Genomic DNA, 26157 nt, shown 5'->3' on the forward strand with positions numbered 1-26157 from the left:
TTTTCCTCCGTCATATTCCCGTTATAGTGCAAGGCCTTGGGGACGCTGCCTGCCGGGAGAGGATTGGCCATGATTCCGCTTTTTGACATGATGATGCAGGCGCAGAACGGCAATGCCATGGAGGTCATGGCCAAGCAGTTCGGCCTTGCCCAGGAACAGATGGCCAAGGCCACCGCCGCGCTGATGCCGGCCTTTTCGACAGCGCTGAAGCGCAACACCACCAACCCTTACGATTTCGGCGCGCTGATGACGGCGATGACCAGCGGCAACCACGCACAATATTTCGAGGATATGAGCAAGGCCTTCACGCCGCAGGGCATGAACGACGGCAACGGCGTTCTCGGCCAGCTTTTCGGATCCAAGGAGATGTCGCGGGCGATTGCCGCGCAGGCCGCCCAGATGACCGGCATCGGCCAGGAAATCTACAAGCAGATGCTGCCCGTCATGGCGAGTGCCATCATGGGCGGGCTATTCAAGCAGGCGACCGGCCAGATGGGTGGCGGCCAGTTCGGTGGCCCAATGGGCAATATGCAGAATCCGTTTGCCAACACGCCGATGGAAGCGGTGATGAAGCCATGGATGGAAGCCTCGGGTTTTGCCAAGAAGCCGGAGCCGGCAGCCAACCCTTTCGACAATCCCTTCACCCAGGCGATGCAGGGCTTTTTCAACGGCGGCAAGACGGACGAAAAACCCGCAGGCGCACCCGACATGTTTGCCGGCAACCCCTTCGTCAAGGCCTTCCAGGACATGATGGCCACCTCAGACACAGCCGCGCCCACTGCCGCCAAGCCCACCGAAAAACGCCACTCGCCCCCTTCGCCGAGATGTTCTCCAGCATGTTCGACAGCGGACTGGAAGCCCAGAAGGAATATCAGAAGAGCATCGACGGGCTGTTCGAGACGTATCGGAAGAATACGGGGGTGATCAGCGCCTACCCATGATGGTGACTTCATGCCAAGAGGCGGTTCCTTATCGATGGCAGCCAATCGGAGGTCATGGCGGGTTTGGTGCCGACATGGGCAGCTGCACAGCCTCATCCGCCCCTCTGCAACGGAACGCCTGTGCTGATCGGCGTTTACAAAGCCGAGACCCGGTTGCGACCAGCCCGCTTCGATAGATACAATCCCTCGTCAGCGCGTTTGAGAATATCGCTGGAATAGCGATCCGGCTGACTGAATTCGCTAACACCACCACTGATCGTCGCGTCGTAACGCAAGGTTTCCCTAAGGCTGATCGGAACATGTTCGCGCAGTTGCTCTGCAAGTTCCAGCGCATCGCGACGATGGGTACCAGGCATCACAACCACGAATTCGTCGCCCCCAAAACGGGCGATAACATCGGTCTGGCGCAGATGCTGCCGACATAGGCGGGCAATTTCCACGAGGGCGGCGTCGCCCGCCTGATGTCCCATATCGTCGTTGAGCCGTTTGAAATTATCGAGATCGAAAACGAGAACCGATGTCTGGGCTTTCTCGCGCTCAAAGATCGCCAACCGCTGATCCAGGGTCTCGATCAGCTTGCGCCGGTTGTATAGCCCGGTCAGGGCGTCCGTTTCGCTCAGTTGGCGCAGCCTTTGCTGAACCTCATTCTTCTCGGTGATATTGCTCGCCACCCAGACGACAGCATCCTCGCCCTCCACCTGAAAACTCAGCGCCTGAACGCGGCCTTCAAACCATATGGAATAACTGGGGCCATCGCCCGCTCCCTTGACGTCACTGCCGCTGAGTTCGTATTCGACGATGTGAAGGACACCGCTTTCCAACGCCTTTTCAATTTCGTGAGCGAACCACTGTGCCTTCTCCTCCTTCAACACTTCAAACATGCTGCGTCCGACAAGACCGCTGCCGTCGTGATAGTGTCTGAGGTCTTTCCCTCCGAATATAGCTGCATACCTGCCACTGCGCGTCAGGATGAAGGCGGGATCTGGAAGGGAGGAAAGAATGGAATTCAATTGCTGCTGCGTAAACAAGGCGTCACTTTCCCAAGTTGCTTGACGACATGGCTCTGTTAAAAAATATTCGCATGTTCACTCGCTCACGGCACAAATTTGATCTAAAAATCAGCCCTCTACTTGCTCCACCTTGCCATAACAGCATTTCCTTTTTCTAAATGCGCAATTGCGGGGGAAGAAAAAGACCCTCTCGACGGAAATGCCCAGTGCCTCGACCTCGATTGGCACGTCTCCTCACAGCAGCTTTATGGCCATGCCGCCCATTGCACACGAATGCAGACCACAACTTTTCCTTGTGCAAATCGACAGTTACCATGATTCCCCCAAAACAAAAAAGCCCGGTGCCGGTCCTTGGACCATGCACCGGGCAAGCAGCAGGGCAATTGGCTCTAAACCCTGCGGGGAACGGTAACGCGCAGAGGCGGCTGCGCGTCCCTGTTGCGTGGTCGTCTTTCGACGTTTGGGGCACGCAACAAAACTTTTGAGCCGCCGCATGCCAGACCGGCCGGATGCAGCGGATGGGCCGGTCAGTCGCGGCGCGCGTTCCTGTAGAACGCGTTTGTGCGGTTGCGCGCGGACTGCGTGAGGTGACGGCCTGGATCATCGAAGAAGGACGAGGTCAGGGCCTCGCGGACTTCGTGACGGCAGAGCCCCATATCGAGCAGCTGGTGGTCGTCGAGATCGTGCAGGCTGCCGATCGCATTGCGGTTCAGCATTCGGCGCCAGACCGATTTCAGCACGGCCACGATCCCCGTCTGGCGGGACGTCGCGGACTGCCTCCCGGTCAGGGTGAGGTCGAGGGTGTGATCGGTCGTGCGCATGGTGCCTGCTCCTGGTTTTGGGCACGAAACAACGCCTCCTGCCGCAGGGAGGTCAGTGCGGCAGGCGGGTCGAAACTCTGATGGTGATCCGGTCTGCCAAAGACGTTCCGGAGCGTTTTTGATGCGTTTTTGCAGCATCAGGGTCGCAAATCGGCATTGATCAGTCCAACGAATGTTTCTAATGATATTCATCAAACTAATTTATGAGACCTGTTTTTCTTCCGGAAAACACCCTTGAGGATCGGGACCATGTCTGCACCGCTCGACATCGACCAGCTGCAAACCTTCGTTGCCATTGCCGATACCGGCAGTTTTACCAAGGCGGCCGATCGCGTCTTCAAGACGCAGTCCGCGGTCTCGATGCAGATGCGACGGCTTGAGGAACGCATCGGCAAGCAGCTCTTCGCCAAGGACGGGCGCGGCAACCGGCTGACGACCGAAGGCGACCGGCTGTTGAATTTTGCCCGCCGCATGCTGCGGCTGAACAACGAGGCGATCGCCTCCTTCGACGACAACCGGCTGGAAGGCACGCTGCGCATCGGCACGCCGGACGATTATGCCGACCGTTATATGCCTGAGATCATCGTGCGCTTCGCCAAGACACATCCGAATGTCGAGCTCTATATCATCTGCGAGCCTTCGGTGGATCTGGCCGAGAAAATGGCCAAGGGCGACCTCGATATCGCACTGGTGACCCACAATCCGCGCGCACGCTCCTCCGATGTGGTGCGCACCGAACCGCTCTGCTGGGTCAGCTCAATCAACCATCCGCTGCCGGAAAATGCGCCGGTGCCGCTGGCCGTTGGAAAGCGCGACTGCCAGTGGCGTCAGGCCGCCTGCTCGGCGCTGGACGCTACCGGGAAGGAATACAACATCCTGTTCACCAGCTGGTCCTCGACCGTCGTGGCGGCGGCAGTGCTGGCCGGTATGGCGGTCGCGGTTCTGCCGGAATCGGCGCTTCGCACCGGCATGAAGGTGCTGACGCTGGCCGACGGTTTCCCGGCGTTGGCGCCGGTTCAGATCGGCATCATGAAGCGGCCGGGTCTTTCTCCCTCGCTTTGCAACGCCATCACCAACCATATCACCGCCTGCCTCGACAACATTACGCCGACTGCGGTGAACGACGATCTCGATGGCGACCTGAAGAGTTTTTCGCGTTATCCGCGGCTTCGCCAGAGCCACATGCTGCCGGGTTGGTAATGAAAAACCGCGCTCCTTGCGGAAGCGCGGCGGCAATTTATTACAATCAATAAGCCTGTGCAGTCCTCAAGGACCAAAATCAGTGTTTGCGATAGAAACTCGTCATTGTCGTCTTGGGCAAGCCCGGACCGTAACGACCCGCGCCAGTTATCTTTAATCCAAGACGCGCTCGGGCCAAAGAGGCACCGCTGTGCCATTTTTGGTCCGTTCGCAGAATGCCGCACCGAAGCTAAACCAAAACGGGCCCATTGCCGGGCCCGTCTGTATGGTTTCTTGGTGGTGCCGGCTCTGAGGTCGACACCGTTTCAGATTACGGCTCAGACCAGATCGAAACGGTCTGCGTTCATTACCTTGTTCCAGGCGGCAACGAAGTCGCCGACGAACTTTGCCTGCATGTCGCTCTGGGCGTAGACTTCTGCCAGAGCCCGTAGCTGCGAGTTCGAGCCGAAGACCAGATCGACGCGGGTCGCGGTCCACTTCAGCTCGCCGGTCGTCCGGTCGCGGCCCTCAAAGACTTCCTCATCCGGCGAAACTGATTTCCAGACCGTGCCCATGTCGAGCAGGTTGACGAAGAAGTCGTTGGTCAGCGTTTCCGAGCGCCTGGTGAAGACGCCGTGCTGCGACTGGCCATGATTGGCATTCAGCGCACGCAGGCCGCCGACGAGAACGGTCATTTCCGGAGCGGTCAGCGTCAGCAGCTGGGCCTTGTCGATCAAAAGTTCCTCGGCCGAAACCGTGAAGCTCGTCTTCTGATAGTTGCGGAACCCTTCCGAAAGCGGCTCAAGCACATCGAAGGATTCAACATCTGTCTGTTCCTGCGTTGCGTCTGTCCGGCCCGGCGTGAAGGGCACCGAAACGTCGTGGCCGGCAGCCTTGGCCGCCTTTTCGACGGCAGCGGCACCAGCGAGCACGATCAGATCGGCCAGTGACACCTTCTTGATGCTGGTCTGCGCATCGTTGAAGGCCTTCTGGATGCCTTCCAGCGTTTCCAGAACCTTGGCGAGCTGGGCCGGCTGGTTGGCTTCCCAATCCTTCTGCGGGGCAAGGCGAATACGGGCACCATTGGCACCGCCGCGCTTGTCGGACCCGCGGTAGGTCGAGGCCGATGCCCAGGCGGTCGAAACCAGCTGGGAGACCGACAGGCCGGAGGCAAGGATCTTCTCCTTGAGGGCGGCGATGTCGTCAGCGTCAACAAGCGGATGATCGACGGCCGGCACCGGATCCTGCCAGATCAGTTCTTCGCTCGGCACTTCTGGGCCGAGATAAAGAACGCGCGGACCCATGTCGCGATGGGTCAGCTTGAACCAGGCGCGGGCGAAGGCATCGGCAAACTGATCCGGGTTTTCGAGGAAGCGGCGGGAAATCGCCTCGTAGGCAGGGTCGGCACGCAAAGCCAGGTCGCTGGTCAGCATGGTTGGGGCGTGACGCTTGTTCGGATCGTGTGCATCCGGAACCGAGCCTGCCCCTGCACCATCCTTCGGCTGCCACTGGTGGGCACCGGCCGGGCTCTTCGTCAGTTCCCATTCGAAGCCAAGCAGGTTTTCGAAGAAATAGTTGCTCCACTGCGTCGGGGTCTGCGACCAGGTGACTTCCAGACCGCTGGAAATCGTATCACCGCCCTTGCCGCTGCCATGGGTGCTGGCCCAGCCGAAGCCCTGCGCTTCGATACCCGCTGCTTCCGGCTCGCGACCGACATGGGCAGCATCACCGGCACCATGGGTCTTGCCGAAAGTGTGGCCGCCGGCGATGAGGGCGACGGTTTCCTCGTCGTTCATAGCCATGCGGCCGAATGTTTCGCGGATATCGCGGGCTGAGGCCAGCGGATCGGGCGTGCCGTTCGGGCCTTCCGGATTGACGTAGATCAGGCCCATCTGGACGGCTGCCAGCGGGTTTTCCAGATCGCGGTCGCCGCTATAGCGCTTGTCGTCGAGCCAGGTGCTTTCCGCACCCCAGTAGATGTCCTCTTCCGGCTCCCAGACGTCGGCACGGCCGCCGGCGAAGCCGAAAGTCTTGAAGCCCATGGATTCCAAAGCGACGTTGCCGGTGAGCACCATCAGGTCGGCCCAGGAAATCTTGTTGCCGTATTTCTGCTTGATCGGCCAGAGAAGGCGGCGGGCCTTGTCGAGATTGACGTTGTCAGGCCAGCTGTTGAGCGGCGCGAAACGCTGGGTGCCCGAGGTTGCGCCGCCGCGGCCGTCGCCGGTGCGGTAGGTGCCGGCGCTGTGCCAGGCCATGCGGATCATGAAGGGGCCGTAATGACCGAAGTCGGCCGGCCACCATTCCTGAGAATCCGTCATCAGGGCGACGAGATCCTTCTTGATCTCGGCGAGATCAAGCTTCTTGAATTCTTCGGCATAGCTGAAGCCGGTTCCCATCGGATCTGATAGCGCCGAGTTCTGGTGGAGAATCCTGAGGTTCAGCTGATTGGGCCACCATTCGCGGTTCGACGTGCCCTTGCCGGAGCTCGTGGTCAGCGATCCGTGCATGATGGGACATTTGCCCGTTTTTTCGACTTTGGCGTCCATGTTTGGCTCCTTTAGGAAACGCAATTTCGTTGGTTCGACCGCACAATCGTCCAGAAGGTCCATAATTTCCAATTGTATTTAATGCTATTATCGATAAGATAAAACTATCATGCTCACTCTCCGTCAAATGCGCTATTTCGATGCTCTCGCCACGGCACTCCATTTCGGCCGCGCGGCGAAAATGACCAATGTCAGCCAGCCGGCCCTCTCGGCGCAGATCATGGAGATGGAAGCCGATCTCGGCATCCGCCTTGTCGAGCGTGGTCGCGCCGGCGTGATCCTGACGCAGCAGGGCGAGGCTCTGCTGCCGGAAATCCGGGCCATTCTTCTTTCTGTCGATGGTCTGTACGACAGGGCGCGGCAAGTCGCCGGCGTGCTGGAAGGCAAGCTGCGGCTCGGCATCATCCCGACAGTGGCACCCTATCTGGTGCCGGTGCTCATTCCGATGCTGCGCAGCCGCTATCCGAAGCTCGATGTCGAGCTGCGCGAACTGCTGACGACGGGCTGTGTCGAAGACGTCAAGCACGGCAAGCTGGACTGCGCCATCATCGCCCTGCCGCACAATGACGACAGCCTGCGATCCAGCGTCCTGTTCGAGGATCGTTTCCTGATCGCCAGCGCCGATGACGAGGAGACCGTTCTGCTCTCGCCGATGACGGAAGCGCAGGTCGACATGGACAGATTGCTTCTCCTGGAGGAAGGCCACTGCCTGCGCGAGCAGGCACTCGCCGTCTGCGGCTCGAACGCCGGCCGTCGCGTCGCCAATTACGGCGCGACCTCGATGGCGACGCTGTTGCAGATGGTCAGCCACGGCATGGGCATCACGCTCATCCCCGAAATCGCCGTCAAGGACGAGCGCTCGCGCAACCGCATGCGCATCGTGCCTTTTGCAGAGCCCCAGCCCTCCCGTAGCATCGGCCTCGTCTGGCGCCCGAGGAGCGGCCGCAACAACGACCAGGAGGCGCTGGCAGCGCTGATTTCAGACGCTGCCGCGCAGTTGCTGGGCGAGACCGCCTAAAGCCTCAGACGACCTTCGCCTTCAGAAATTCCACCGTCCGGCTCCAGGCCAAATCAGCGGCGGTCTTGTCGTAGCGGGCGGACGAGGTGTCGTTGTTGAAGGCGTGGTTGACGCCATCATAGATCTCGATGGTGAAATCCTTGCCGGCGTCGGTCAGGGCTTTTTGTAGGCATCAATGCCGGCATTGATGCGATCGTCGAGGCCGGCGTAATGCAGGAGGAGTGCTGCCTTGATCTGCGGCACATCTTCCGCCGGCGCTTGCGAACCATAATAGGCGACACCGGCCTTGAGGTCGGGGAAGCGACGGCGAGCTTGTTGACCATGCCGCCGCCCCAGCAGAAGCCGATGGCCCCTGCCTTGCCCGTGGTCGCTTCATGGCTTCCAAGGAAAGCAACTGTCGCGACGGCATTACCGACTGTCTGCTTGCCGTCGAGAGCACCGATCATTTCGCGGGCCTTGTCCTCGTCGGCAGGCGTTCCTCCCGAGGGCGACAGGAAATCCGGAGCAAGGGCGACGAAACCTTCGAGCGCCATTCGGCGGGCGACGTCCTTGATATGCGGGTTGAGGCCGCGATTTTCATGAATGACGATAACGGCCGGAAGCTTGCCGGCTGCATCGGCCGGCACGGCGAGATAGCCCTTCATCTCTCCGCCTTCGCCCGGATAGGTGATATCCTGAGCCTTCACGCGGGCATCGGTCTCGGCGATGATCTCCGCCTGCGCGCTGTTGGCGGCAAGCAGCGGCGCAATGACTGCGGCACCGGCGGCGGAACCAGTCAGCGCCGTCAGCTTGCGCATGAACGCCCGGCGGTCGAGGCTCAGATGGGTGTATTCGTCATAGGCATTGATCATGTCCTGTGTGATAACCGGCTTGTCCATGCGTATTCCTCCTGTTGGCATGCAGCCAGTACGGAGCAACCACGCCGTCGGTTCAAGGGCATGAAGAGAGATTGACGAGAAAGTGATTGGCCGCGGCAGCCCCGGCCAATCGATTCAGCATGCGTTACCGGACGACCAGCGCGTCTCCTAGCTCAGATCGAGGACGATGCGGCCGTCGATCGCGCCTTTTTCCATGCGCTCGAAGATGGCGTTGATATTTTCGAGCTTGTCCCAGCTGAAGTGAGCCGCGACCTTGCCTTGGCCCGCAAATTCCAGGGCCTCTTCGAGATCCTGCCTTGTGCCGACAATCGAACCGCGGATCGTGATGCGCTTCAGCACCGTTTCAAACACGGGCAGCGAGATATAGCCCGGCGGCAGGCCGACCAGCGCCATGGTGCCCTTGGACCGCAGGAAACCGAAAGCCTGCTCCATCGCCTTCGGCGATACGGCCGTCACGAGGGCGCCATGCACGCCGCCCGTAGCCTGCTGGAGGCGTTCGACAGCATCCGCCTGGCGTGCATCGATCACCAGATCCGCGCCCATCTCCTTGGCGAGTTCCAGTTTATCCTCGAAGATATCGACTGCCGCGACTTGCATGCCCATGGCTTTGGCATACTGCACAGCCATATGCCCGAGACCACCGATGCCTGATATGGCGACCCATTCGCCCGGCCGCACTTCGGTTTCCTTCAAGCCCTTGTAGACCGTGACGCCGGCGCACAGCACCGGCGCTGCAGGGCCAAACGCAAGGTTGTCCGGCAGGCGCCCGACAAAATCGGGATCGGCGAGACCGTATTCGGCAAAGGTGCCGTTGACGGAATAACCGGTGTTCTGCTGTTGACCGCACAGGGTCTCCCAGCCGGTCCGGCAGGGACTGCAGCAGCCGCAGGCCGTATGCAGCCACGGCACGCCGACCCGGTCGCCTTCCTTGATGCGCTTGACGTTCGCACCGACCTTGGCGACGAAGCCGGTTCCCTCATGACCAGGAATGAAGGGCGGGCTCGGCTTGACTGGCCAGTCCCCTTTCACGGCATGCAGATCGGTATGGCAGACGCCGGTTGCGTGGTAGCGAACCAGAATCTGATCCGGGCCGGGTTCGGGGATGGGAAGCTCTTCTATGGACAGAGGCTTGCCAAATTCCCTGACCACTGCCGCTTTCATCATTGCCGTCATGCACGGATCCTCCTGTTCGCCGCAAGGGCGCTAAAGGCATCTGCATAAGCTGCAGATACAGGGCGACAGTGGATGGGAACAGGCAACGAAACGTTGATATGGATCAACCAACGAGAAATGCGCGCGTGGTTGCACCTTCAAAGTGCACCAGAACTGCGGTAGGCCGGAAACGCCGCGGGCGCGGCGTTTCCGCTATCAGGTCTTACTGCATGTACCAGCCGTGGCTGACGACCAGAGACTGGCCGGTGAGCGCGTTTGTCTCGAAGCCGGCAAACAGCAATGCCACTTCCGCGACATCCTCGACGGTGGTGAATTCGGTATCGACGGTTCCGCCGAGCATCATCTTCTTGACGACCTCTTCTTCGGAGATGCCGAGCCTTAGGGCCTGCTCCGGAATCTGTTTTTCCACCAGCGGCGTCTTGACGAAGCCGGGGCAGATGACGTTTGCGCGCACGCCGTCCGGGCCGCCTTCCTTGGCAACGACACGGGCAAGACCGAGCAGGCCGTGTTTTGCGGTGACATAGGCCGATTTTAGCGGCGAGGCTTCGTGTGAATGCACCGAGCCCATGTAGATGATCGCCCCGCCCTTCTGCGCCTTCATGTGCGGAATGCAGGCCTTGGTGGTCAGGAAGGCGCCGTCGAGATGGATGGACAGCATCTTCTTCCAGTCGGAAAAGGCGTAATCCTCGATCTTGTTGACGATCTGGATGCCGGCATTGGAGACGAGCACGTCCACCCTGCCCCACTTTGCAACGACGGCGGCGACGCCGGTGTTGACAGCCTCTTCGCTTGTCACGTCCATGGCAAGGCCGATCGCTTCGCCGGGGCCTATGGCGGTCAGGTCCTTGGCTGTCGTCTCGGCGGCTTCGAGCTTCAGGTCGGCGATGACGACCTTGGCACCTTCCGACACGTATTTCTTCGCGATCGCCAGGCCGATGCCGCTGGCCGAGCCGGTGACGATGCACACCTTGTCTTTGAGTTTCATGGTTTTAACTCCCTATTTTGCAAGATAATCATGGACCACTTCGCCGAGGCCCAGCGTCAGGTCGGACAGAATTTGGACGGCGGATTTGACTTCAAGCACCGGCAGGTTGGCCACAGGCGCCAGCGCATGCGAAAACAGCTGCAGAGCCCCCGGCCCCTCCCAGGCACCCTTCACGGTCAGATCTTCCAGATAATAGCGCACAAGTTCGCAGATACGCGGTGTGCAATCCACATGCGGAATGATCTTGAGCATGAAATTCGGCTGTTTCAGACTTTCCAGCACCTTGTCCTTGTCGAGCGCGCGATGCTTGAATCCCATCGTCGCTGTCGCGACGCGCTGGCCGCCATAATCGAGCGTGCCGACCAGCGCATCCTTCACAGCATGCAAGGACGGGTCGGCGAGCTTCTTGGGAAGCCCCATATCTCGCGGCCGCCGGCGATAGGCGCGTCATCGTTCAGGTACATCGAATGCACGTAACCGCCATGCACGCCCTCATAGGTGACTGGGATCACCTGGCCCGACTCGGTGTAGTCGCCAAAACCCGTCGAATCCGGCATGCGGATGAACTCGTATTTCACCAGCGGCTCATCGAATTGCAGCGGCTCCGGCACGACGCGGCGCAATGCTTCCGGATCGGTGCGGTAGGTGATGATCATGTATTCGCGATTGACGAAACGGTAGGGTCCCGGCGGATAGGACGGGCTGGTCAGCGGCATGGCGAAAGCATTGCGGATCACATCGTCTATTTTCACGACTTTTTCTCGCTTCCGTGTTTTTCGCAAAGGTCGAAGATTCGAATTCCGTTGGTGGGCCGAGTGCGGCTCTGCCAATCGGGGTGATTGAGCGTCCTGACAACATCGTCATGCCCGGCCTTCCAGTGTTCCTCGACCGAAAGCCGTGAAAACTCGTAGTCCTTGGAATGGCTCTCATAGGTCGCCTGCCGATAGATCAGGTGCACCATGGTGACGGCGCTGTCATTGCCGATCTTTTCGAGCAAACGCGCATCCGGGTCGTCCTTCAACTCATCCGGAAGCTTCTCCATCAGCCGCTTGGCCGCCATGCGAATGGTCTGGAGCTTGCGGAACTGGTCGGTGTTCAGACGCGTGCGGCTGGAAAAGCGGATTTCCTTTTCGCGCGCCTCAACGTCGAACAGATCCTTGGGCAGAGCGCCGCGGGCGCTGAACAGATCGACCTGGAAGATGCAGAGGTCGCTTTCCAGCTCCTCGCCACCAAGCACGCGCTGCAACGGCGTATTCGAGACGATGCCGCCGTCCCAATAGTAGCGGCCGTCGATCTCGATCGGCGCAAAGCCCGGCGGCAGCGCACCCGATGCGGCAACGTGTTTGGCGGAAAAATCCTGATGCCGGTTGTCGAAATAGTTGAAATTGCCGCTCATGACATCGACCGCGCCGAGGCTCAGCCGGATGGCGCCGGAATTGATCAGGTCGAAATCGACCAGTTCGGCCAGCGTCTCCTGCAGTGGCAAGGTGTCATAGAGGCTGATCTGCGCCATCGGGTCGCCCGGAATGGCCCAGGGTGCAAAGGCGCGCGGCTTGAAGAAACCGGGTGCGCCCGTCAGGGAGCCGAGAAAGGCGGAGGCTTCGTTGAACCACTTGCGCATCATGTCGCCTGGCCCGACGGTCTGACCGGCGAGCCCTGACGAGACGCGGTGCCAGAAGGTGCGCAGGTTGTCGATGCGCTTGTCCACCTGGCTGCCGGCGATGATCGCCGAATTGATCGAGCCGATCGAGATGCCGGCCAGCCAGTCCGGCCGGATCCCTGCTTCGTGCAAGGCCTCATAGGCACCGGCCTGATAGGCGCCGAGCGCGCCTCCGCCCTGGAATACGAGAACGGTCTTTTCTTCGGATTTGGTCAAGGCAAGTGCCTTTCCTAGAATACTGCAACTGCGAACAGAAGCGGACGGTACGCCCCTTATGCGGGGTGTGCAAATTAACTTTCAGCAATGTCGAAAAGACCAGCGATTTCAATCGAAACCGGCTGATCAAGTGACAATTCCGCTCACGGTCGAGGGGTGCGACGAAACCCAATAGTAAGAAGCAGCCTATCGTCACAGGACAATGACGCCGAAATTACTGCGATGCAATGTGCACGGCCAGGAGGACCCAAAGGGCGATCGTCGCAAGCACGCCAATGCTGAACAGGCGCTGGCGCAGCATCAGCCTGTTCGACGTGACATGCACATAGGCGTGTAGGAGCCGGCTGACGACGAAGATCCAGGCAAAGACGATTGACACCATGCCGGCGCCACCGGTGACGAAGAGCGCGATGCAGATGACGTAGAAGAGAACCGGCAATTCGAACTGGTTGATCAGGTTGCGGGCAACAGTGGCGCTGGGCGCGGGCTCGATGGTCGGGATCTTGTAATCATGCGCTTTCGCCGTCCCTGCACGCACCGCGCCGAAGCGGCGTTTTGCCATCAGAATATAAACACAGAGCGTCAGCAGGATTTGGACCATGACGGGCCAAAAGATCGCGGTGGATGCGGGCATTGAAACTCCGTGTGGTTGATCGAACTGATCTATAGCGGTAGCCGTCGAAATCCAGAACAACAACTGCGCAGTGTTGCTACAACAAATGTGCTTCCGCTTGACATGGCTTTTGCGCATGGGGAATGTCGGGACAAGCCATCCGAAGACGCATTCAAACACGGTGCCCATGTCCGAACATCCTCCCGGCGCCAGTGCGCTGCCCACCCACCATTTTTCCTCCATGCGCGGGCGTGATCCGCACGAGCATCACCGCACGGCGACACCGCTCGAGCTTCTGTTCGACCTGACCTTTGTCATCGCGTTCGGCCTTGCCGCCTCGCAGCTCGCGCATCTGCTCGCAGAGGGCCACTATATGGCCGGGCTCGCCGGTTTCGGCTTTGCCATGTTTGCCGTCTGCTGGGCCTGGATCAATTTCTCCTGGTTTGCCTCGGCCTTCGATACCGACGACTGGATCTACCGGCTGACGACCATGGTGCAGATGGTCGGGGTGCTGATTCTCGCTCTCGGGCTGCCGCGGATGTTCGCATCGATCGACCAGGGCGTAGAGGTGGACAACGACATCATGGTCCTTGGCTATGTGGTGATGCGCGGCGCCATGCTGTTCCAGTGGCTGCGTGCAGCGCGGCAATATCCGGATGGGCGCAAGGCCTGCCTGACTTATGCCACCACCATCCTCCTTGCCCAGATCGGCTGGGTCGTCCTGATTTTCATCGACATGCCGCTGCTGGCAACCGCCGCCAGCGGCCTCGCGCTCGTTCTCGTGGAAATGACCGGGCCGGTGCTGGCCGAGCGATGGGCGGGAGGCACGCCCTGGCATGCGCACCATATTGCCGAACGCTACGGGCTGCTGGCCATCATCACGCTCGGCGAAGGCGTCGTCGGCACGGTTGCCTCGATCAGCGCCATCGTTGATGCCCAGGGGTGGAACCTCGATGCCGTACTGATCTGCGTCGCCGGGACCGGCCTCACATTCGGCATGTGGTGGCTCTATTTCCTGCTGCCATCAGGCGCGATCCTGCATCGCTTCCGCGAGCGGTCCTTCGTCTGGGGCTATGGCCAGATGATCGTGTTCGGCGCAATTGCAGCAACCGGCGCCGGCCTGCATGTCGCGGCCTACTATATCGAGCACAAGGCGCATATCGGTGCCGCCGCCACGGTGCTGACCGTTGCCGTCCCGGTTTTCGTCTATGTGCTGACGATCTTCCTGCTCTATGGCTACCTGCTGCAGCGACTGGATGCGTTCTACATCCTGCTGATGGCCGGAACGACAGCGCTTGTCATCCTTCCGGTTGGGCTTGCCGCGGTTGGACTGGACATGACCATCTGCCTTGTCGTGCTGATGCTGGCGCCCCTTGTCCCGGTCCTCGGTTATGAGCTGAAAGGCCATCGCTACGGAACCGACGCCCTGCGGCAAGCGCTGGGGACCTGAACGAAAAAAGCGGCGAGATCACCCGCCGCTTTCCAATCGAATCTTCCCGAACGAATTTACATCGCGCCCGGATAGTTCGGGCTTTCGCGGGTGATCGTCACGTCATGGGCGTGGCTTTCGCGCAGGCCCGCGCCGGAGATGCGCACGAAGGTCGCGCGCTCCTGGAAGTCCTTGATGGTCTTGCCGCCGACATAACCCATCGACGCCCGGAGACCGCCGGCCAGTTGATGCAACACGCCGGATACCGGCCCCTTGTAGGGAACCTGGCCTTCGATGCCTTCCGGAACGAGCTTCAGCGTGTCGCGCACTTCCGCCTGGAAATAGCGGTCCGCGGAGCCACGCGCCATAGCGCCGACCGAACCCATGCCGCGATAGGCCTTGAACGAGCGGCCCTGATACAGGAACACTTCACCCGGGCTTTCATCCGTACCGGCGAGCAGCGAGCCGATCATGCAGGCGGATGCGCCGGCGGCAATCGCCTTGGCAAGATCGCCCGAGAACTTGATACCGCCATCGGCGATAACAGGGATGCCGGCCGCCTGAGCGGCTTCGACAGCCGACATGATGGCCGCCAGCTGCGGCACGCCGACACCGGCCACGATGCGGGTGGTGCAGATCGAGCCCGGACCAATACCGACCTTGACGGAATCCGCACCCGCATCGATCAGCGCCTTGGTGCCATCGCCCGTCGCGACGTTGCCTGCCATGATGCGCACCGAGTTCGACATCTTCTTGACCGCGGCAACCGCATCGAGGACGCGCTGCGAATGGCCATGCGCGGTATCGACGACGATCAGGTCGACCCCGGCGTCGATCAGGCGCTCGGCCCGCTCGATGCCGTCATCGCCGACGCTGATGGCGGCGGCGGCCCGCAGGCGGCCCTGCGCATCCTTCGAAGCATTCGGGTTGAGCTGCGACTTTTCGATATCCTTGACCGTGATCAGGCCAACGCAGCGACGATCCGCATCAATCACCAGCAGCTTTTCGATGCGGTGCGTGTGAAGAAGACGCTTGGCTTCCTTCTGATCGACATTCTCGGTGACCGTGATCAGGTTTTCCCGCGTCATCAGTTCGTAGATCTTCTGGCTCGGATCCGAGGCAAACCGAACGTCGCGGTTGGTCAATATGCCGACCAGACGACCCGGCACCGAACCGCTGGCATTTTCGACGACGGGGATGCCTGATATCGAATACATCTTCATCAGGGCCAGCGCGTCGGCGAGCGTGGCATCAGGGCCGATGGTCACCGGGTTGACGACCATGCCGCTTTCAAACTTCTTGACCTGACGGACCTGTTCGGCCTGTTCGATCGGGGTCAGGTTGCGATGGATGACGCCGATGCCGCCGGCCTGCGCCATGGCGATCGCGAGACGCCCCTCAGTGACGGTGTCCATCGCGGACGAGAGGATCGGCAGGTTGAGGTCGATGTCCTGGGCGATGCGGGTGGCGATGTTGGTCTGCCCCGGCATGACTTCGGAATGCCCGGGTTGCAGAAGAACGTCGTCGAAGGTCAGAGCCTCCAAACCGGTTGCCGTTTCGATGATGCGCGCCATGGCCAAATCCCTTCAGTAAATGGAATTCTCCCCGCACAATCGGATAACCGTGCGGTGGGAGACTCGCCGTGCTTGACGGGCGAGAGTTTCTTGGAAGTTGGCGAGGGCTGGTAACATGGATATGAAGGGTTGGAAAGTGCAAAGGCCCGGCGAAAACGCCGGGCCTGCCAAGATCTTTTGCAATGCGGCAAAGGCCGCGGTTCAGAGTTCGAACTGGTAGGTTTCCGGCACGAAACGGTAACCCTGATCCAGCTTTTCGACGAAACCGACCGCCGGGAAAGGCATGTGATAGCCGACGAAGGGCAGACGGTCGGTCGCGATCATGTCGAAAACCTTTTTCCGGGTCGCTGCGGCTGCCGTCTTGTCCATGTCGAAGCGCACCTCCCAATCCGGCCGCTGCAGCGACAGGACGAAGTGATTGGCGGTATCGGCCGTCAGGATCAGCGCCTTGCCGTCCGATTCGATGCGATAGATCATGTGGCCCGGCGAATGGCCAAACGCCGCCATGCCCGTGATGCCGGAGACGACGTCGCCGCCATCAGCCACGAAGGTCATCTTCTCGGCCAGTGGAACCACCTTTTCCAGAACGCCCTTGTGACCGTTCTCCGCCGGTGTTCCAGCGCGGGCCGGATCCTTCCAGAAATCGAATTCCGTCTGGCCGGCGACGTAGCGCGCATTCTTGAAGGTTGGCTGGCCGCCTTCCATCAGGCCGCCGATATGGTCGCCGTGCATGTGGGTGATCACGACGACGGTCACCTGGTCCGGCGTATAACCGGCCGCCTGCATGCCGGCGACGAGTTGGCCTGCGCCCGCTGTGCGGCCGCCCTCGCCCATGCCGGTATCGAACAGGATCACGTCGGTGCCGATATCGACCAGTGTCGGCGAGAAGCCGTTGACGAATTTTTCTGTCGGCAGGAAATTTGCCTGCAAGAGTTCAGCCACCGCCTCGGGCGACTGGTTGGTGCCGAAGGTTTCCTGCGGTTTTTCGGAAACGCGCAGTCCATCGCTGATGACGGTGACGGTGTAGGAGCCCATCTTGAAGCTGTTGGTCTTTACAGCAGGCGACATCGTTACGTCCGTCTTGGTTTCAGTCTGGGCAAAGGCTGCCCGGTTCATAAGGAACGGCATGGCGAGCGCGCCGGCCGCAGTCGCGCCGAACAGGGCACGGCGGCCAAGGGGAAGGTATCGGTCATGGAAGCCTCCAGCGGAATATCGGGTTCAAACAGATGGGCGTCGTGGGACGCAAGGCCACATCTAGCGTCTTGACAGGCAATGGCACTGCCCCTCACAGGGATGTGATTGCAATTTGAGTTCGAAGCGACGCTTTTTCCCGACAAAGCTCTAATTACGCGTCTGTCGTCGCATATCCTCTTTCGTCGCATCGCCAAGGCCTTCCCACATGAACCGCATTGTCCCGATGATCCTGGCTGTCGCCCTGTTCATGGAGCAGATGGACTCAACCGTCATCGCAACCTCCCTGCCCGCCATCGCCCATGATCTCGGCGTCGGGCCGATCACGCTCAAGCTAGCGCTCACCTCCTACATGGTCTCGCTGGCGATTTTCATCCCGCTCAGCGGCTGGATGGCGGATCGCTTCGGGGCGAAACGCATCTTCCGGTCCGCGATCTTGGTTTTTGTCGCCGGCTCGATCCTCTGTGCCTTTTCCGGCGACCTGATCTCCTTCGTCTTCTCGCGCTTCCTGCAGGGCATGGGTGGGGCGATGATGACCCCGGTCGCAAGGCTCGTCCTGGTGCGCTCGACGCAGCGCAGCGAACTGGTCGGCGCCATGGCGCTCCTGACCATTCCGGCCCTGGTCGGGCCACTGGCAGGGCCGCCGCTCGGCGGTTTCATCACCACCTATTTCTCCTGGCACTGGATCTTCCTGATCAACGTGCCGATCGGCATTGCAGGCTATTTCCTCTCAGGCGCCTATCTGCCAGAGATCGAAAGTGCTGCACCGCCGCCGATCGATATCAAGGGTTTCTTTCTCAGCGCCATTGCCGCATCAGGCACGATGTTCGGCCTCTCCGTCATGAGCCTGCCCGCCCTGCCGCCCATCATCGGCGCCGTTGCCGTCGTCATCGGCATCACCTGCGGATTTCTCTATGTCCGCCACGCACGCCGCCATCCGGCGCCGCTGCTTGATCTCAACCTGTTCAAGGACAGCGCCTTTCGCGCCGCCTCCATCGGCGGATCCCTGTTCCGCATCTCCATCGGCGCCATTCCGTTTTTGATGCCGCTGATGCTGCAGGTGGGTTTCGGCCTCAGCCCGTTCCAGTCCGGGATGATCACCTTCGTCGGAGCGATCGGGGCGCTCACGACGAAATTCTTTGCCAAGCGCGTGCTGGTCTTTGCCGGTTTTCGCACCACGCTGATCATCGCCGCGCTTGCGGGAGCGGCCCTCACCTTCGTCAACGGACTTTTCACGCCGGCCACGCCCTATCTGGTCATGGCTTTCCTGCTGCTTCTGGCGGGCTTTGCCCGTTCCTTCTTCTTCACCAGCGTCAACGCGCTGTCTTTCGCCGATATCGACGATGCCGATGCCAGCAAGGCAACCTCGATGAGCGCCGTTCTGCAGCAGATCAGCCTTGCCATGGGCGTGGCGGTCGCCGGCGCCATTCTCGAGATCGAAACGACGCTGACCGGATCGCCGCTGGAGCTGCGGGATTTCCAGATCGCGTTCATGATCATCGCCGTCTTTACGCTGACGGCGATCATCCCCTTCATCACCATGGCCAAGAACGCAGGCGCCTCCGTCTCGGGCCATCGGCTGGCAACGCCGGATAGCGAGACGATCACCGGCGTGAAATGAGGAATGGCTGTCTCGAGCCCGCCATGCGGCACTGAATGAACGGGCTAGAGATCAGGCCCTAATTGAGAAGCGCCCGTCGGGCGCAGCCAGCATTATACCGGCGCGGTCTCGCATACAGCTGAAATCTTGTTGCCATCTGGATCGCGGACATAGGCGGCGTAGAAATCCGCATGATAGGGTCGAAGACCAGGCTTGCCTTCATCGGTGCCGCCATTGGCGAGCGCCGCCTCATAGAAGGCATCGACCTTTGCCCTGCTTTCCGCCTCCAGCGCCACCATCGAGCCATTGCCTGTTGTCGCCGGCTTTTCGTCGTAGGGCGTCACGACCCAGAGACGGGTCCGGCTATCCGTCGGCGCCCCATAGCCGATCTCGACGTCTTCAGTAACCCGGCGCACCATGCCGAGGGGAGCAAGGGCCGCATCGTAGAATATTTTCGCCTTGGACAGATCGTTGCTGCCAAGCGTGATGTAGAGAAGCATCGCTCAATCCTCGTCGCGCGGCGTCTGTTCGCGTTCGTCATACATGTCGCCATCGCCTTCGGCGTCGAAGTCGGGCCGTGTCGGGCGGCTTGGATCGCGGCCCTTGAAACCCTTGGCGAGCAGGAACATTTCCACCGATTCCGCGCGTGATGCGGCCGGTTTCACATGGATGACCTGCTTGAAATTCTGCTTGAGCAGGGTCAGCAATTCGCGCTCGGCGCCACCCTGGAAGGTTTTTGCCAGGAAATGTCCGCCCTCGGCCAGAACATCGATGGCAAAATATGCTGCTACTTCGCACAGGTGCATGGTGCGGATGTGGTCTGTCTGCCGGTGGCCCGTCGTCGGTGCCGCCATATCGGACAGGACGACGTCCGGCGTGCCGCCAAGGGCAGTCATGAGCTTTTCCGGCGCCGTCGGATCGAGGAAGTCGAGCAAAAGGATATGCACGCCGGCCAGCGGATCAAGCTCGAGAAAGTCGATCGCCACGACCTTAGGGTCGGCATCTGTCGAATTGGTCACCTTGGCAGCGATCTGCGACCAACTGCCGGGTGCCGCACCAAGGTCGATAATGCGCTTGGCGCCCGACAGGATCTTGTGTTTCTCGTCGATTTCCAGAAGCTTGAAGGCGGCGCGCGCGCGGTAGCCTTCAAGCTGCGCCCGCTGGACATAGGGGTCGTTGATATGGCGCTCGATCCAGCGCCGCGACGACGCCTTCAGCTTGCCCTTCTTGACCTTCTGGCCGAGCTTGCGGCCGGTGCGGTTTCCACCGATCGGAGGTTTCGTCATGAATTGTTTCCTTCGTGGGAACCGTGCGGTGCCTGCTGGCTGCGCGGGAACCGGCGCGGACGCCCCCGCCGCCAGGCGCCGTCATCGGCCATCATATCGGTGAGCAGGCCTTCGCGCAGGCCGCGATCGGCAACGCGCATGCGCTCCGATGGCCAGCGGCGGCGAATGGCTTCGAGAATGGCGCAGCCGGCCAGAACCAGATCCGCCCGATCCGGGCCGATGCAGGGTTTGCCGCCCGCGCCGTAAAATCCCAGGACAGGAGCCGCGCCTGCATCGCCGTCACTTCGTCATCCGAAAGCCAGAGGCCATCGACCTTGCGCCGGTCGTAGCGCGGCAGATCGAGATGCACCCCGGCCAGCGTCGTCACCGTTCCCGATGTGCCGATCAGGTGAAAGCCAGCTTCTGGACTATTGTCGAGCAGATCGATGGCCGGGCAATCGAAATTGGCCAGCATGCCCTCGACCTCCTGCACCATCGCCTCGAACCCGTCAGGCGTGACATCCTGGCCGCCATGGCGCTCGGACAGCGTCACGACGCCGACCGGCAGCGAGGTCCAGTGGGTGATGTGATTGGCAAGCCGGCTGGAGCGGTTTTCGCCGATCTTGATCACGGCGATCTCCGAGGATCCACCGCCGATATCGAAGAGCACGACCGATTTCGTATCACGCCCGACCAGCGACGAGCACCCGGAGACCGCAAGGCGCGCCTCCGTCTCGCGGTTGATGATCTCCAGTTCCAGACCCGTTTCGCTGAGCACGCGTTCCAGAAAGTCCTCGCCATTGACGGCGGCACGCGCAGCTTCGGTGGCGATCAGCCGGCTGCGGCGGATATCGCGCATCTTGAGCTTGGCGGCGCAGATCTTCAGCGCCTCGATCGAGCGATCCATCGCTTCCGGCGACAGCCGCCCGGATGCACCGAGCCCCTCGCCGAGCCGCACGATCCGCGAGAACGCATCGACGACGCGGAATTGCCCCGGCCGGGTCGGCTGGGCGATCAGAAGTCGGCAATTGTTGGTGCCAAGATCAAGCGCTGCATAAAGGGGGCGGAGACATCGGCAGACTGATGGGAAACATGCGGCGACGCAGGAGACACAGCCTGCGACACCACGTTGCGCCAGCCTTCGAAACCGTGATGGGCACTGTGGCCATGCTGCGGCTTGCGCTCGTCCGCAAGGATCGCCGTCGGCACGGCCTTTGGCCGCTCGGACGAAAGCGTTGTCTGCGGCTTCTCGCCGTTCGCAAGCGGCCGGCCCTGCAGGCCGCGACGGTTGCGCTTCTTCTTGCCCTGGTGTGCAGCACTGCCCGCACCGGAATTGCCAGAACCGGAATTCGGACGCTGGTTTCCTGCCTGCCGCTGCGCGCCGGAATCCAAGGCGTTGCCGGACGCAGTTGCGCCGAACGCCTGCGCGTTGGCCAAGGGAGGTGTGCCATGCCCGGATTTGGACCGGCGGCGACGCTTGCGCTTGCGCAGCTGTTCGCCGTTATCTTTTACTTCGGGACGCCCTGCCTCACCGGCTAAGCCGGCGGGGCTGACATTCGCAGAAGGCTTGCGCGACGGATTGTGCCGTCTGCGTTTGCCCTTGCCGGAACGGGGCATAGTCTGCCCGTCGCTTCGGCCTGCTGCCGACGCCCCGGAAACGGACGGCTGTTCGCCGCTGTCGGGGTCTTTCACGTTTCTGTCCATTGCGCCGCGCGGAACTGTATGCCGCTCAAGGCGCTCTCTTGATTTTCGTTGGGCCGACTTTATCAGCGCTCCCCGATTTCGCCAAATTCTTTTTGCGCAAGGCGAAGACCGCGAAAACCCGATAAAACCATACCCTCAAAAGCTTTTCAGACCGCACCGAACTTTTTCCCAGAATCTATTTGCATCCGCCGCTGTTTTGTTTATAAGCCCGGCACACCGGCTGGGCGCCACGATTGCCCACGCAGCGTTGGGGAATAGGTTAACGGTAGACCCACGGACTCTGACTCCGTTAGTCCTGGTTCGAATCCAGGTTCCCCAGCCAATTCTCCCCAAAAGCCCTTAATTCCTTGATTTTCCAGTCGTGCCGGATATCGTTTTGGCATCATTGGCGACCTGATGCCCAGAGGTGATGCCCACGACGCTTGAGCGCGGTGGAGAAACCCTGGGCAAAAGACAGGGCATTCGTCATGGCCGTGCGCCACGAGGTCGAGAATCTGATCCGCCGCGGAAACATCTTCTATTAGCGGGCACGCGTCCCGGCCGCCTTCATCCACTGTCGGCCAGGCAGCCGCCTTTCACTCAGCCTTCATTGTTCAGACCATGGAAAGGCTCAGATCATTGGCCGCAAGCTCAACACGCGGCTGGCTGAATTGAAGATGCATTCGAAGGACATGATGACGACCAGGCAGCAGCTACAACTTCTGTTCGAACACGTGCGAGACAGAGAACTCGAGAGACTCGATGACATCAGCACCATGGCCAAGCGGAACGGGCGGCGACGTCCTCCAAATCACGGCAATGCCTGGAGCTCTGTAAAAAGACGGCTGGGGACCCACTCCTGCAAGACAATTCTTGTTGTCGATGACTCGAATGAGCCAAAAGCGGAGCCGCTTCCGGGGCGCCAAAGCACCAATCACTGCGTCAGCCCCAACCGATCATACCAGTTCGTGCGTCATGCTACCGAACGAATGTCTGTCTCCGTGAAGTCGTTGCCCTTGAATAGCAACGGCTCGTCAAAATCTCTGGCGAGAGCGTAAGCAAAACAGTCACCGAAATTCAGTCCAGCTTTGTGTCTGCCCTTTCCGAAATCGAGGAATGCTTGTCGGGCCAGATGGCCCTGCTCGACGGTCACTGGCTCGATATCAATCGCCGCGCGGCGGAAGAAGGCATCGGCCTGCCTCATGCCTTCCAACCCGCGCTGCTTTTCGATCACCATGGACAATTCCAAATAGCTTGCCACGCTGATCCGGCTGGTTGCGGAATCATGGATCAGTTGCGTGAAGGCAGCAGCCTCCGGCTCACCATAGAGGATCGCCAGCATGGCGGAGGTGTCGATAATCATTTCGGCAGGCCGTTCTCGTCATAGAGAAGCTCGGCGTGATCGGCATAAGGTCGCTTCAGATGGGCTGCGGCCCGGTCGGCGATTGCCAGAAGTTCTTCGACAGACGCCCTGCCTCTCTGTTTTCAATTTGCGCATATCGCTCCCGCAGAGCGTCGGTCACGACGCGGCTCATACTCAGCCCGGTCGCATGAGCAATCGCCTGAGCAAGGCGATGCGCTTCAGGATCTTTCACGTTCAGGCTCATGTGGAGACTCCATTCTACCTAGTCAGCCAATTTTCTACCATTCCACCCCATTGTCCCACAGTGTCCAAGTGACATGCCGCATCAAAACAACTTCATTCATTCGCCCTGTTTGGACTAACGTTGTGAATTAACCGATTTCCGGGCGGCTCGGCGGCTCCGCATATTTCCTGGTGGAAGGGCGGCCAAGTCCATTTTGGGGCCGCGAGAGGACAGTCCGATGTTGGGGTACCAAAAGGCGAGATCCGACATCCAAACATCTGGCGACGTGGTCCGGGTTTGGCCCGAAGCAGCCTTATGCGACCGAGACCATCCCCAAGTCACGGTCGCACAAGGATGTTTCGGTTGGCCAGCTTAGTGAGCGGCGCCAGCAACCTCAGTCATTTGAAGGAAGCATCTCGGGATTCCAGACAATGTCCCATAGATGCCCGTCCGGATCACGGAAATAGCCTGCGTAGCCGCCGTAGAAGGTGGCAGTCGGGCTTTTAACGATCTCGGCTCCGGCGCGCTCTGCGGCATTCATCACCGCGTCGACCTCTTCCCTGGTCGAGACATTGTGGCCAATGGTGAACGCCGTGGGACTCGTCGGCTGTAGAGGCAACCCAGTGTCGTGAGAGACATCGCGCTGCGACCAAACCGCCAGCTTTAGGCCGCCAGCCAAATCGAAGAACGCGACTGCGCCATGTTCGAACTCTCGTCCTATAATCCCTTTGGTCGGCAAGCCGAGGCCATCGCGATAGAAGGTGACGGATTTTTCAAGATCAGCAACGCCAAGCGTCAAGACCGATATTCTAGCTTTCATGCCCATGCTCCTACTATCGGCCTGCACACCATGCACAGGCCATCGTAGTCTTGGGCCGCCAGATAACAGCGGAAGGACCCACACTCGTGGGGGCCGGGCCAACCTTCCCGTGCCTAACCTGTTTTAGACGGTATCAGGCTAGCTTGTGAGGCCGCCATCGTCAAGAACATCGCCTGTGGCGGGCAGGCGACGTGACGCGGCCACGGAGCTATGTCCGCTTTCGGGGCTGAGCGATGACGCCCTTTACGACCGAATTGAAAGGGCTAAGCGGAAGGTGGCTATCAAACCTTGCCTGTTGGCAGCAATTGGGCTCTTTAAGCATAACCATTTTACGAAAGATGCGGCTGAGCAAGTCCGCCGGTTGTCATAGGAGCCGCTGTTGCAGAGTCTCAAAAATGGACGGTGGATCAATAAGCCCACGAAAGCGAAAGCGTCGGATATCGACCTTTCCGTAACGACCGACCCCAACACCGATTTCTGGCGAGAGACACATTATGGCTTTGTCCGCGACAACGGCCACTTCTACGCATTCCAGACCGAAGGTGATTTCACCGCCCAGGTTCGAGTCCAGGCACATTTCGAACATCTTTACGATCAGGCTGGCCTCATGGTCAGACTCGACGAAAGACGGTGGGTTAAGACCGGGATCGAGTTCTCGGACGGATATGGCTTGCTCGGCAGTGTGCTGACGGATGAAGCCTCTGATTGGGCCACGGGGCGATATGACGGCGATCCATCAGATTTTTGGATAAGAGTAACCGTCCAGTGCGGCGTTTTAAGAATACAAGCGTCAGACGATGGGCAGACTTGGCCACTGGTCCGCCTCTGCCCATTCCCAAAAGCGGACCATTATTTTGTCGGCCCTATGTGCTGCACTCCCGAACGTGCAGGCTTGGATGTAAGGTTTAGTGAGTGGCAATTGGGGCGGGCCTTGGGCAAAGACCTCCATGACCTGACGTAGCCGCCGGAGCGCTTTGTTTAGAAGCCGCAGCGTCTACCTCGGGAGCGCAAAGCGGAAGTCATTCCACTTTTTGGTGAGGTGTTGAGTTTCAGCAGGATTTCAGCCGCTTTCCTTTTCACGTTAGCCCACCAGATCAGCGTAGCGAATTGTCCGACAATAATTTTATTCAGCGCAGGTGGATCACGGCGAAACGGAAAGATGGATCAAACTCTCACGAAAAGTAACATCCAGTCTCTCAATGCAGACCAAACAATCCCAGCAGTTCCTCTCGCTGCCGGACGAAGCCGGGAGCGCTGCGGTCGCGTGGACGTGGTAGGTCGATGTCGATCAGCCTTGGCTCGCCGCCCTTTTCCCGTGGCAGGATCAGGATCCGGTCAGCGAGAAAGATCGCTTCTTCGAGATCGTGCGTGACCAGCACCGTCGTCACGTCCTCGTCTTTCCATATCCGCGCCAGCTCCTGCTGCATGCCTATCTTGGTCATGGCGTCGAGGGCCCCGAGGGGCTCATCAAGCAAGAGGATTTCCGGCTGGACAGCGAGCGCGCGGGCAATGCCGACGCGTTGCGCCATGCCGCCCGAAAGTTGCCGGGGATAGGCGATCTCGAAGCCGTTGAGCCCGACCAGATCGACATATCGTTGCGCGACAAGCCGAGCGTCGTCACGCGAAAGTCCTCTGGTCTCCAGACCGAAACCGATATTATCGATCACCGTCAGCCACGGCAGGAGCCGTGGTTCCTGAAAGATGACCGCACGCTCTGTGCCCACACCACGGACGCGTCTTCCGTCGATCAGCACATCGCCGCCGTCAGCCTCTTCCAAACCAGCAAGGATACGGAGAAGCGTTGTCTTTCCGGAACCACTCGCGCCTACGATCGCGAGGCTCTCGCCAGATCGGATGGTGAGATTAAAGTCCTTGAGGATCGGCAGTGGTTGACCGTTCAGGGTGAAGGTCTTGGAGAGATGACGAACCGTCACCTCTCCACGGATGCTGTTTGAAAGGGTCATCACCA

At 60.3% G+C, this 26157-nt stretch carries 21 protein-coding genes, 1 tRNA gene and 4 pseudogenes; 7 read left to right on the plus strand and 19 right to left on the minus strand.

Annotation, left to right across the window (positions count from 1 at the left end; all coding sequences use genetic code 11):
- Nucleotides 1–69: 69 nt before the first annotated feature.
- Nucleotides 70–941, plus strand: a pseudogene (locus tag P6U16_RS06405) (DUF937 domain-containing protein).
- Nucleotides 942–1075: 134 nt separating this feature from the next.
- On the opposite strand, the gene P6U16_RS06410 reads toward P6U16_RS06405, so the two are convergent.
- A complete protein-coding gene (locus tag P6U16_RS06410; protein WP_277703059.1) occupies nt 1076–1969 on the minus strand; it encodes a sensor domain-containing diguanylate cyclase in 894 nt (297 codons plus the stop codon).
- A 509-nt stretch (nt 1970–2478) separates the two neighbouring features.
- On the minus strand, nt 2479–2772 hold the full coding sequence (locus tag P6U16_RS06415; protein ID WP_277703060.1) for a DUF1127 domain-containing protein: 294 nt from the start codon (nt 2770–2772) through the stop codon (nt 2479–2481).
- 249 nt (nt 2773–3021) lie between these two features.
- Here P6U16_RS06415 and P6U16_RS06420 point away from each other — a divergent pair, with 249 nt between their 5' ends.
- Complete coding sequence (locus P6U16_RS06420; protein ID WP_277703061.1) at nt 3022–3972, plus strand: LysR substrate-binding domain-containing protein; 951 nt, start codon at nt 3022–3024, stop codon at nt 3970–3972.
- 317 nt (nt 3973–4289) lie between these two features.
- Here the strand turns inward: P6U16_RS06420 and katG are convergent, their stop codons facing one another.
- On the minus strand, nt 4290–6497 hold the full coding sequence (gene katG, locus P6U16_RS06425; protein ID WP_277703062.1) for a catalase/peroxidase HPI: 2208 nt from the start codon (nt 6495–6497) through the stop codon (nt 4290–4292).
- A 109-nt stretch (nt 6498–6606) separates the two neighbouring features.
- On the opposite strand from katG, the gene P6U16_RS06430 reads away from it, so the two are divergent.
- Entirely contained in the window at nt 6607–7515 is a 909-nt protein-coding gene (locus tag P6U16_RS06430) for a hydrogen peroxide-inducible genes activator (protein WP_277703063.1), read from the plus strand.
- Nucleotides 7516–7519: 4 nt separating this feature from the next.
- Here P6U16_RS06430 and P6U16_RS06435 read toward each other — a convergent pair.
- The 6 genes and pseudogenes from P6U16_RS06435 to P6U16_RS06460 all read right to left on the minus strand — a co-directional run bounded on the left by P6U16_RS06435 (nt 7520) and on the right by P6U16_RS06460 (nt 13061).
- Nucleotides 7520–8393 (minus strand): annotated as a pseudogene (locus P6U16_RS06435) (dienelactone hydrolase family protein).
- A gap of 147 nt (nt 8394–8540) precedes the next feature.
- A complete protein-coding gene (gene adhP, locus P6U16_RS06440) occupies nt 8541–9566 on the minus strand; it encodes an alcohol dehydrogenase AdhP (RefSeq protein WP_277703064.1) in 1026 nt (341 codons plus the stop codon).
- A gap of 202 nt (nt 9567–9768) precedes the next feature.
- Complete coding sequence (locus P6U16_RS06445) at nt 9769–10551, minus strand: 3-hydroxybutyrate dehydrogenase (protein ID WP_277703065.1); 783 nt, start codon at nt 10549–10551, stop codon at nt 9769–9771.
- Nucleotides 10552–10563: 12 nt separating this feature from the next.
- Nucleotides 10564–11303 (minus strand): annotated as a pseudogene (locus P6U16_RS06450) (acetoacetate decarboxylase).
- Entirely contained in the window at nt 11300–12427 is a 1128-nt protein-coding gene (locus tag P6U16_RS06455; RefSeq protein ID WP_277703066.1) for a patatin-like phospholipase family protein, read from the minus strand. Before P6U16_RS06455 ends, P6U16_RS06450 begins: the two are co-directional and overlap by 4 nt.
- Nucleotides 12428–12641: 214 nt before the next feature.
- Nucleotides 12642–13061 (minus strand): MAPEG family protein, encoded by a 420-nt coding sequence (locus tag P6U16_RS06460; RefSeq protein WP_277703067.1) that lies wholly within the window; start codon nt 13059–13061, stop codon nt 12642–12644.
- Nucleotides 13062–13227: 166 nt separating this feature from the next.
- Between P6U16_RS06460 and P6U16_RS06465 the strand changes: the two genes are divergently transcribed.
- Complete coding sequence (locus tag P6U16_RS06465) at nt 13228–14490, plus strand: low temperature requirement protein A (RefSeq protein WP_277703068.1); 1263 nt, start codon at nt 13228–13230, stop codon at nt 14488–14490.
- Nucleotides 14491–14546: 56 nt separating this feature from the next.
- Here the strand turns inward: P6U16_RS06465 and guaB are convergent, their stop codons facing one another.
- Nucleotides 14547–16043: an IMP dehydrogenase gene (gene guaB / locus P6U16_RS06470; protein ID WP_277703069.1), complete on the minus strand. Its 1497-nt coding sequence runs from the start codon at nt 16041–16043 to the stop codon at nt 14547–14549.
- 201 nt (nt 16044–16244) lie between these two features.
- Nucleotides 16245–17171: an MBL fold metallo-hydrolase gene (locus P6U16_RS06475; RefSeq protein ID WP_277703070.1), complete on the minus strand. Its 927-nt coding sequence runs from the start codon at nt 17169–17171 to the stop codon at nt 16245–16247.
- A gap of 271 nt (nt 17172–17442) precedes the next feature.
- Between P6U16_RS06475 and P6U16_RS06480 the strand changes: the two genes are divergently transcribed.
- Nucleotides 17443–18855: an MFS transporter gene (locus P6U16_RS06480; protein WP_277703071.1), complete on the plus strand. Its 1413-nt coding sequence runs from the start codon at nt 17443–17445 to the stop codon at nt 18853–18855.
- A gap of 92 nt (nt 18856–18947) precedes the next feature.
- Here P6U16_RS06480 and P6U16_RS06485 read toward each other — a convergent pair whose 3' ends face one another.
- From P6U16_RS06485 to P6U16_RS06495, 3 genes and pseudogenes are all read right to left on the minus strand, one after another.
- Nucleotides 18948–19334, minus strand: a complete 387-nt coding sequence (locus tag P6U16_RS06485; RefSeq protein ID WP_277703072.1) for a VOC family protein — start codon at nt 19332–19334, stop codon at nt 18948–18950.
- Between the two features lie 3 nt (nt 19335–19337).
- Nucleotides 19338–20120, minus strand: a complete 783-nt coding sequence (locus P6U16_RS06490) for an RlmE family RNA methyltransferase (protein ID WP_277703073.1) — start codon at nt 20118–20120, stop codon at nt 19338–19340.
- Nucleotides 20117–21791: pseudogene (locus P6U16_RS06495) on the minus strand (Ppx/GppA phosphatase family protein). The gene P6U16_RS06490 and the pseudogene P6U16_RS06495 overlap by 4 nt, the downstream one beginning before the upstream one ends.
- Before the next feature lie 260 nt (nt 21792–22051).
- Between P6U16_RS06495 and P6U16_RS06500 the strand changes: the two are divergent.
- Nucleotides 22052–22125 (plus strand) — tRNA-Gln (locus P6U16_RS06500).
- Nucleotides 22126–22755: 630 nt separating this feature from the next.
- Here the strand turns inward: P6U16_RS06500 and P6U16_RS06505 are convergent.
- The 4 genes from P6U16_RS06505 to P6U16_RS06515 all read right to left on the minus strand — a co-directional run bounded on the left by P6U16_RS06505 (nt 22756) and on the right by P6U16_RS06515 (nt 24188).
- Nucleotides 22756–23145, minus strand: coding sequence for a type II toxin-antitoxin system VapC family toxin (locus P6U16_RS06505; RefSeq protein WP_277703074.1), 390 nt, complete (start codon nt 23143–23145; stop codon nt 22756–22758).
- Complete coding sequence (locus P6U16_RS28325; protein ID WP_349017689.1) at nt 23142–23234, minus strand: hypothetical protein; 93 nt, start codon at nt 23232–23234, stop codon at nt 23142–23144. Before P6U16_RS28325 ends, P6U16_RS06505 begins: the two co-directional genes overlap by 4 nt.
- Nucleotides 23201–23389, minus strand: a complete 189-nt coding sequence (locus P6U16_RS06510) for a type II toxin-antitoxin system VapB family antitoxin (RefSeq protein WP_277703075.1) — start codon at nt 23387–23389, stop codon at nt 23201–23203. Before P6U16_RS06510 ends, P6U16_RS28325 begins: the two co-directional genes overlap by 34 nt.
- A 373-nt stretch (nt 23390–23762) precedes the next feature.
- A complete protein-coding gene (locus P6U16_RS06515) occupies nt 23763–24188 on the minus strand; it encodes a VOC family protein (RefSeq protein WP_277703770.1) in 426 nt (141 codons plus the stop codon).
- A 376-nt stretch (nt 24189–24564) separates the two neighbouring features.
- Between P6U16_RS06515 and P6U16_RS06520 the strand changes: the two genes are divergently transcribed.
- A complete protein-coding gene (locus P6U16_RS06520; protein ID WP_277703771.1) occupies nt 24565–25149 on the plus strand; it encodes a DUF1349 domain-containing protein in 585 nt (194 codons plus the stop codon).
- Between the two features lie 235 nt (nt 25150–25384).
- Here the strand turns inward: P6U16_RS06520 and P6U16_RS06525 are convergent, their stop codons facing one another.
- Complete coding sequence (locus P6U16_RS06525) at nt 25385–26152, minus strand: ABC transporter ATP-binding protein (protein ID WP_277703076.1); 768 nt, start codon at nt 26150–26152, stop codon at nt 25385–25387.
- Between the last annotated feature and the right edge of the window lie 5 nt (nt 26153–26157).

The organism is Rhizobium sp. 32-5/1, from assembly GCF_029537235.1.
GTDB lineage: Bacteria > Pseudomonadota > Alphaproteobacteria > Rhizobiales > Rhizobiaceae > Pararhizobium.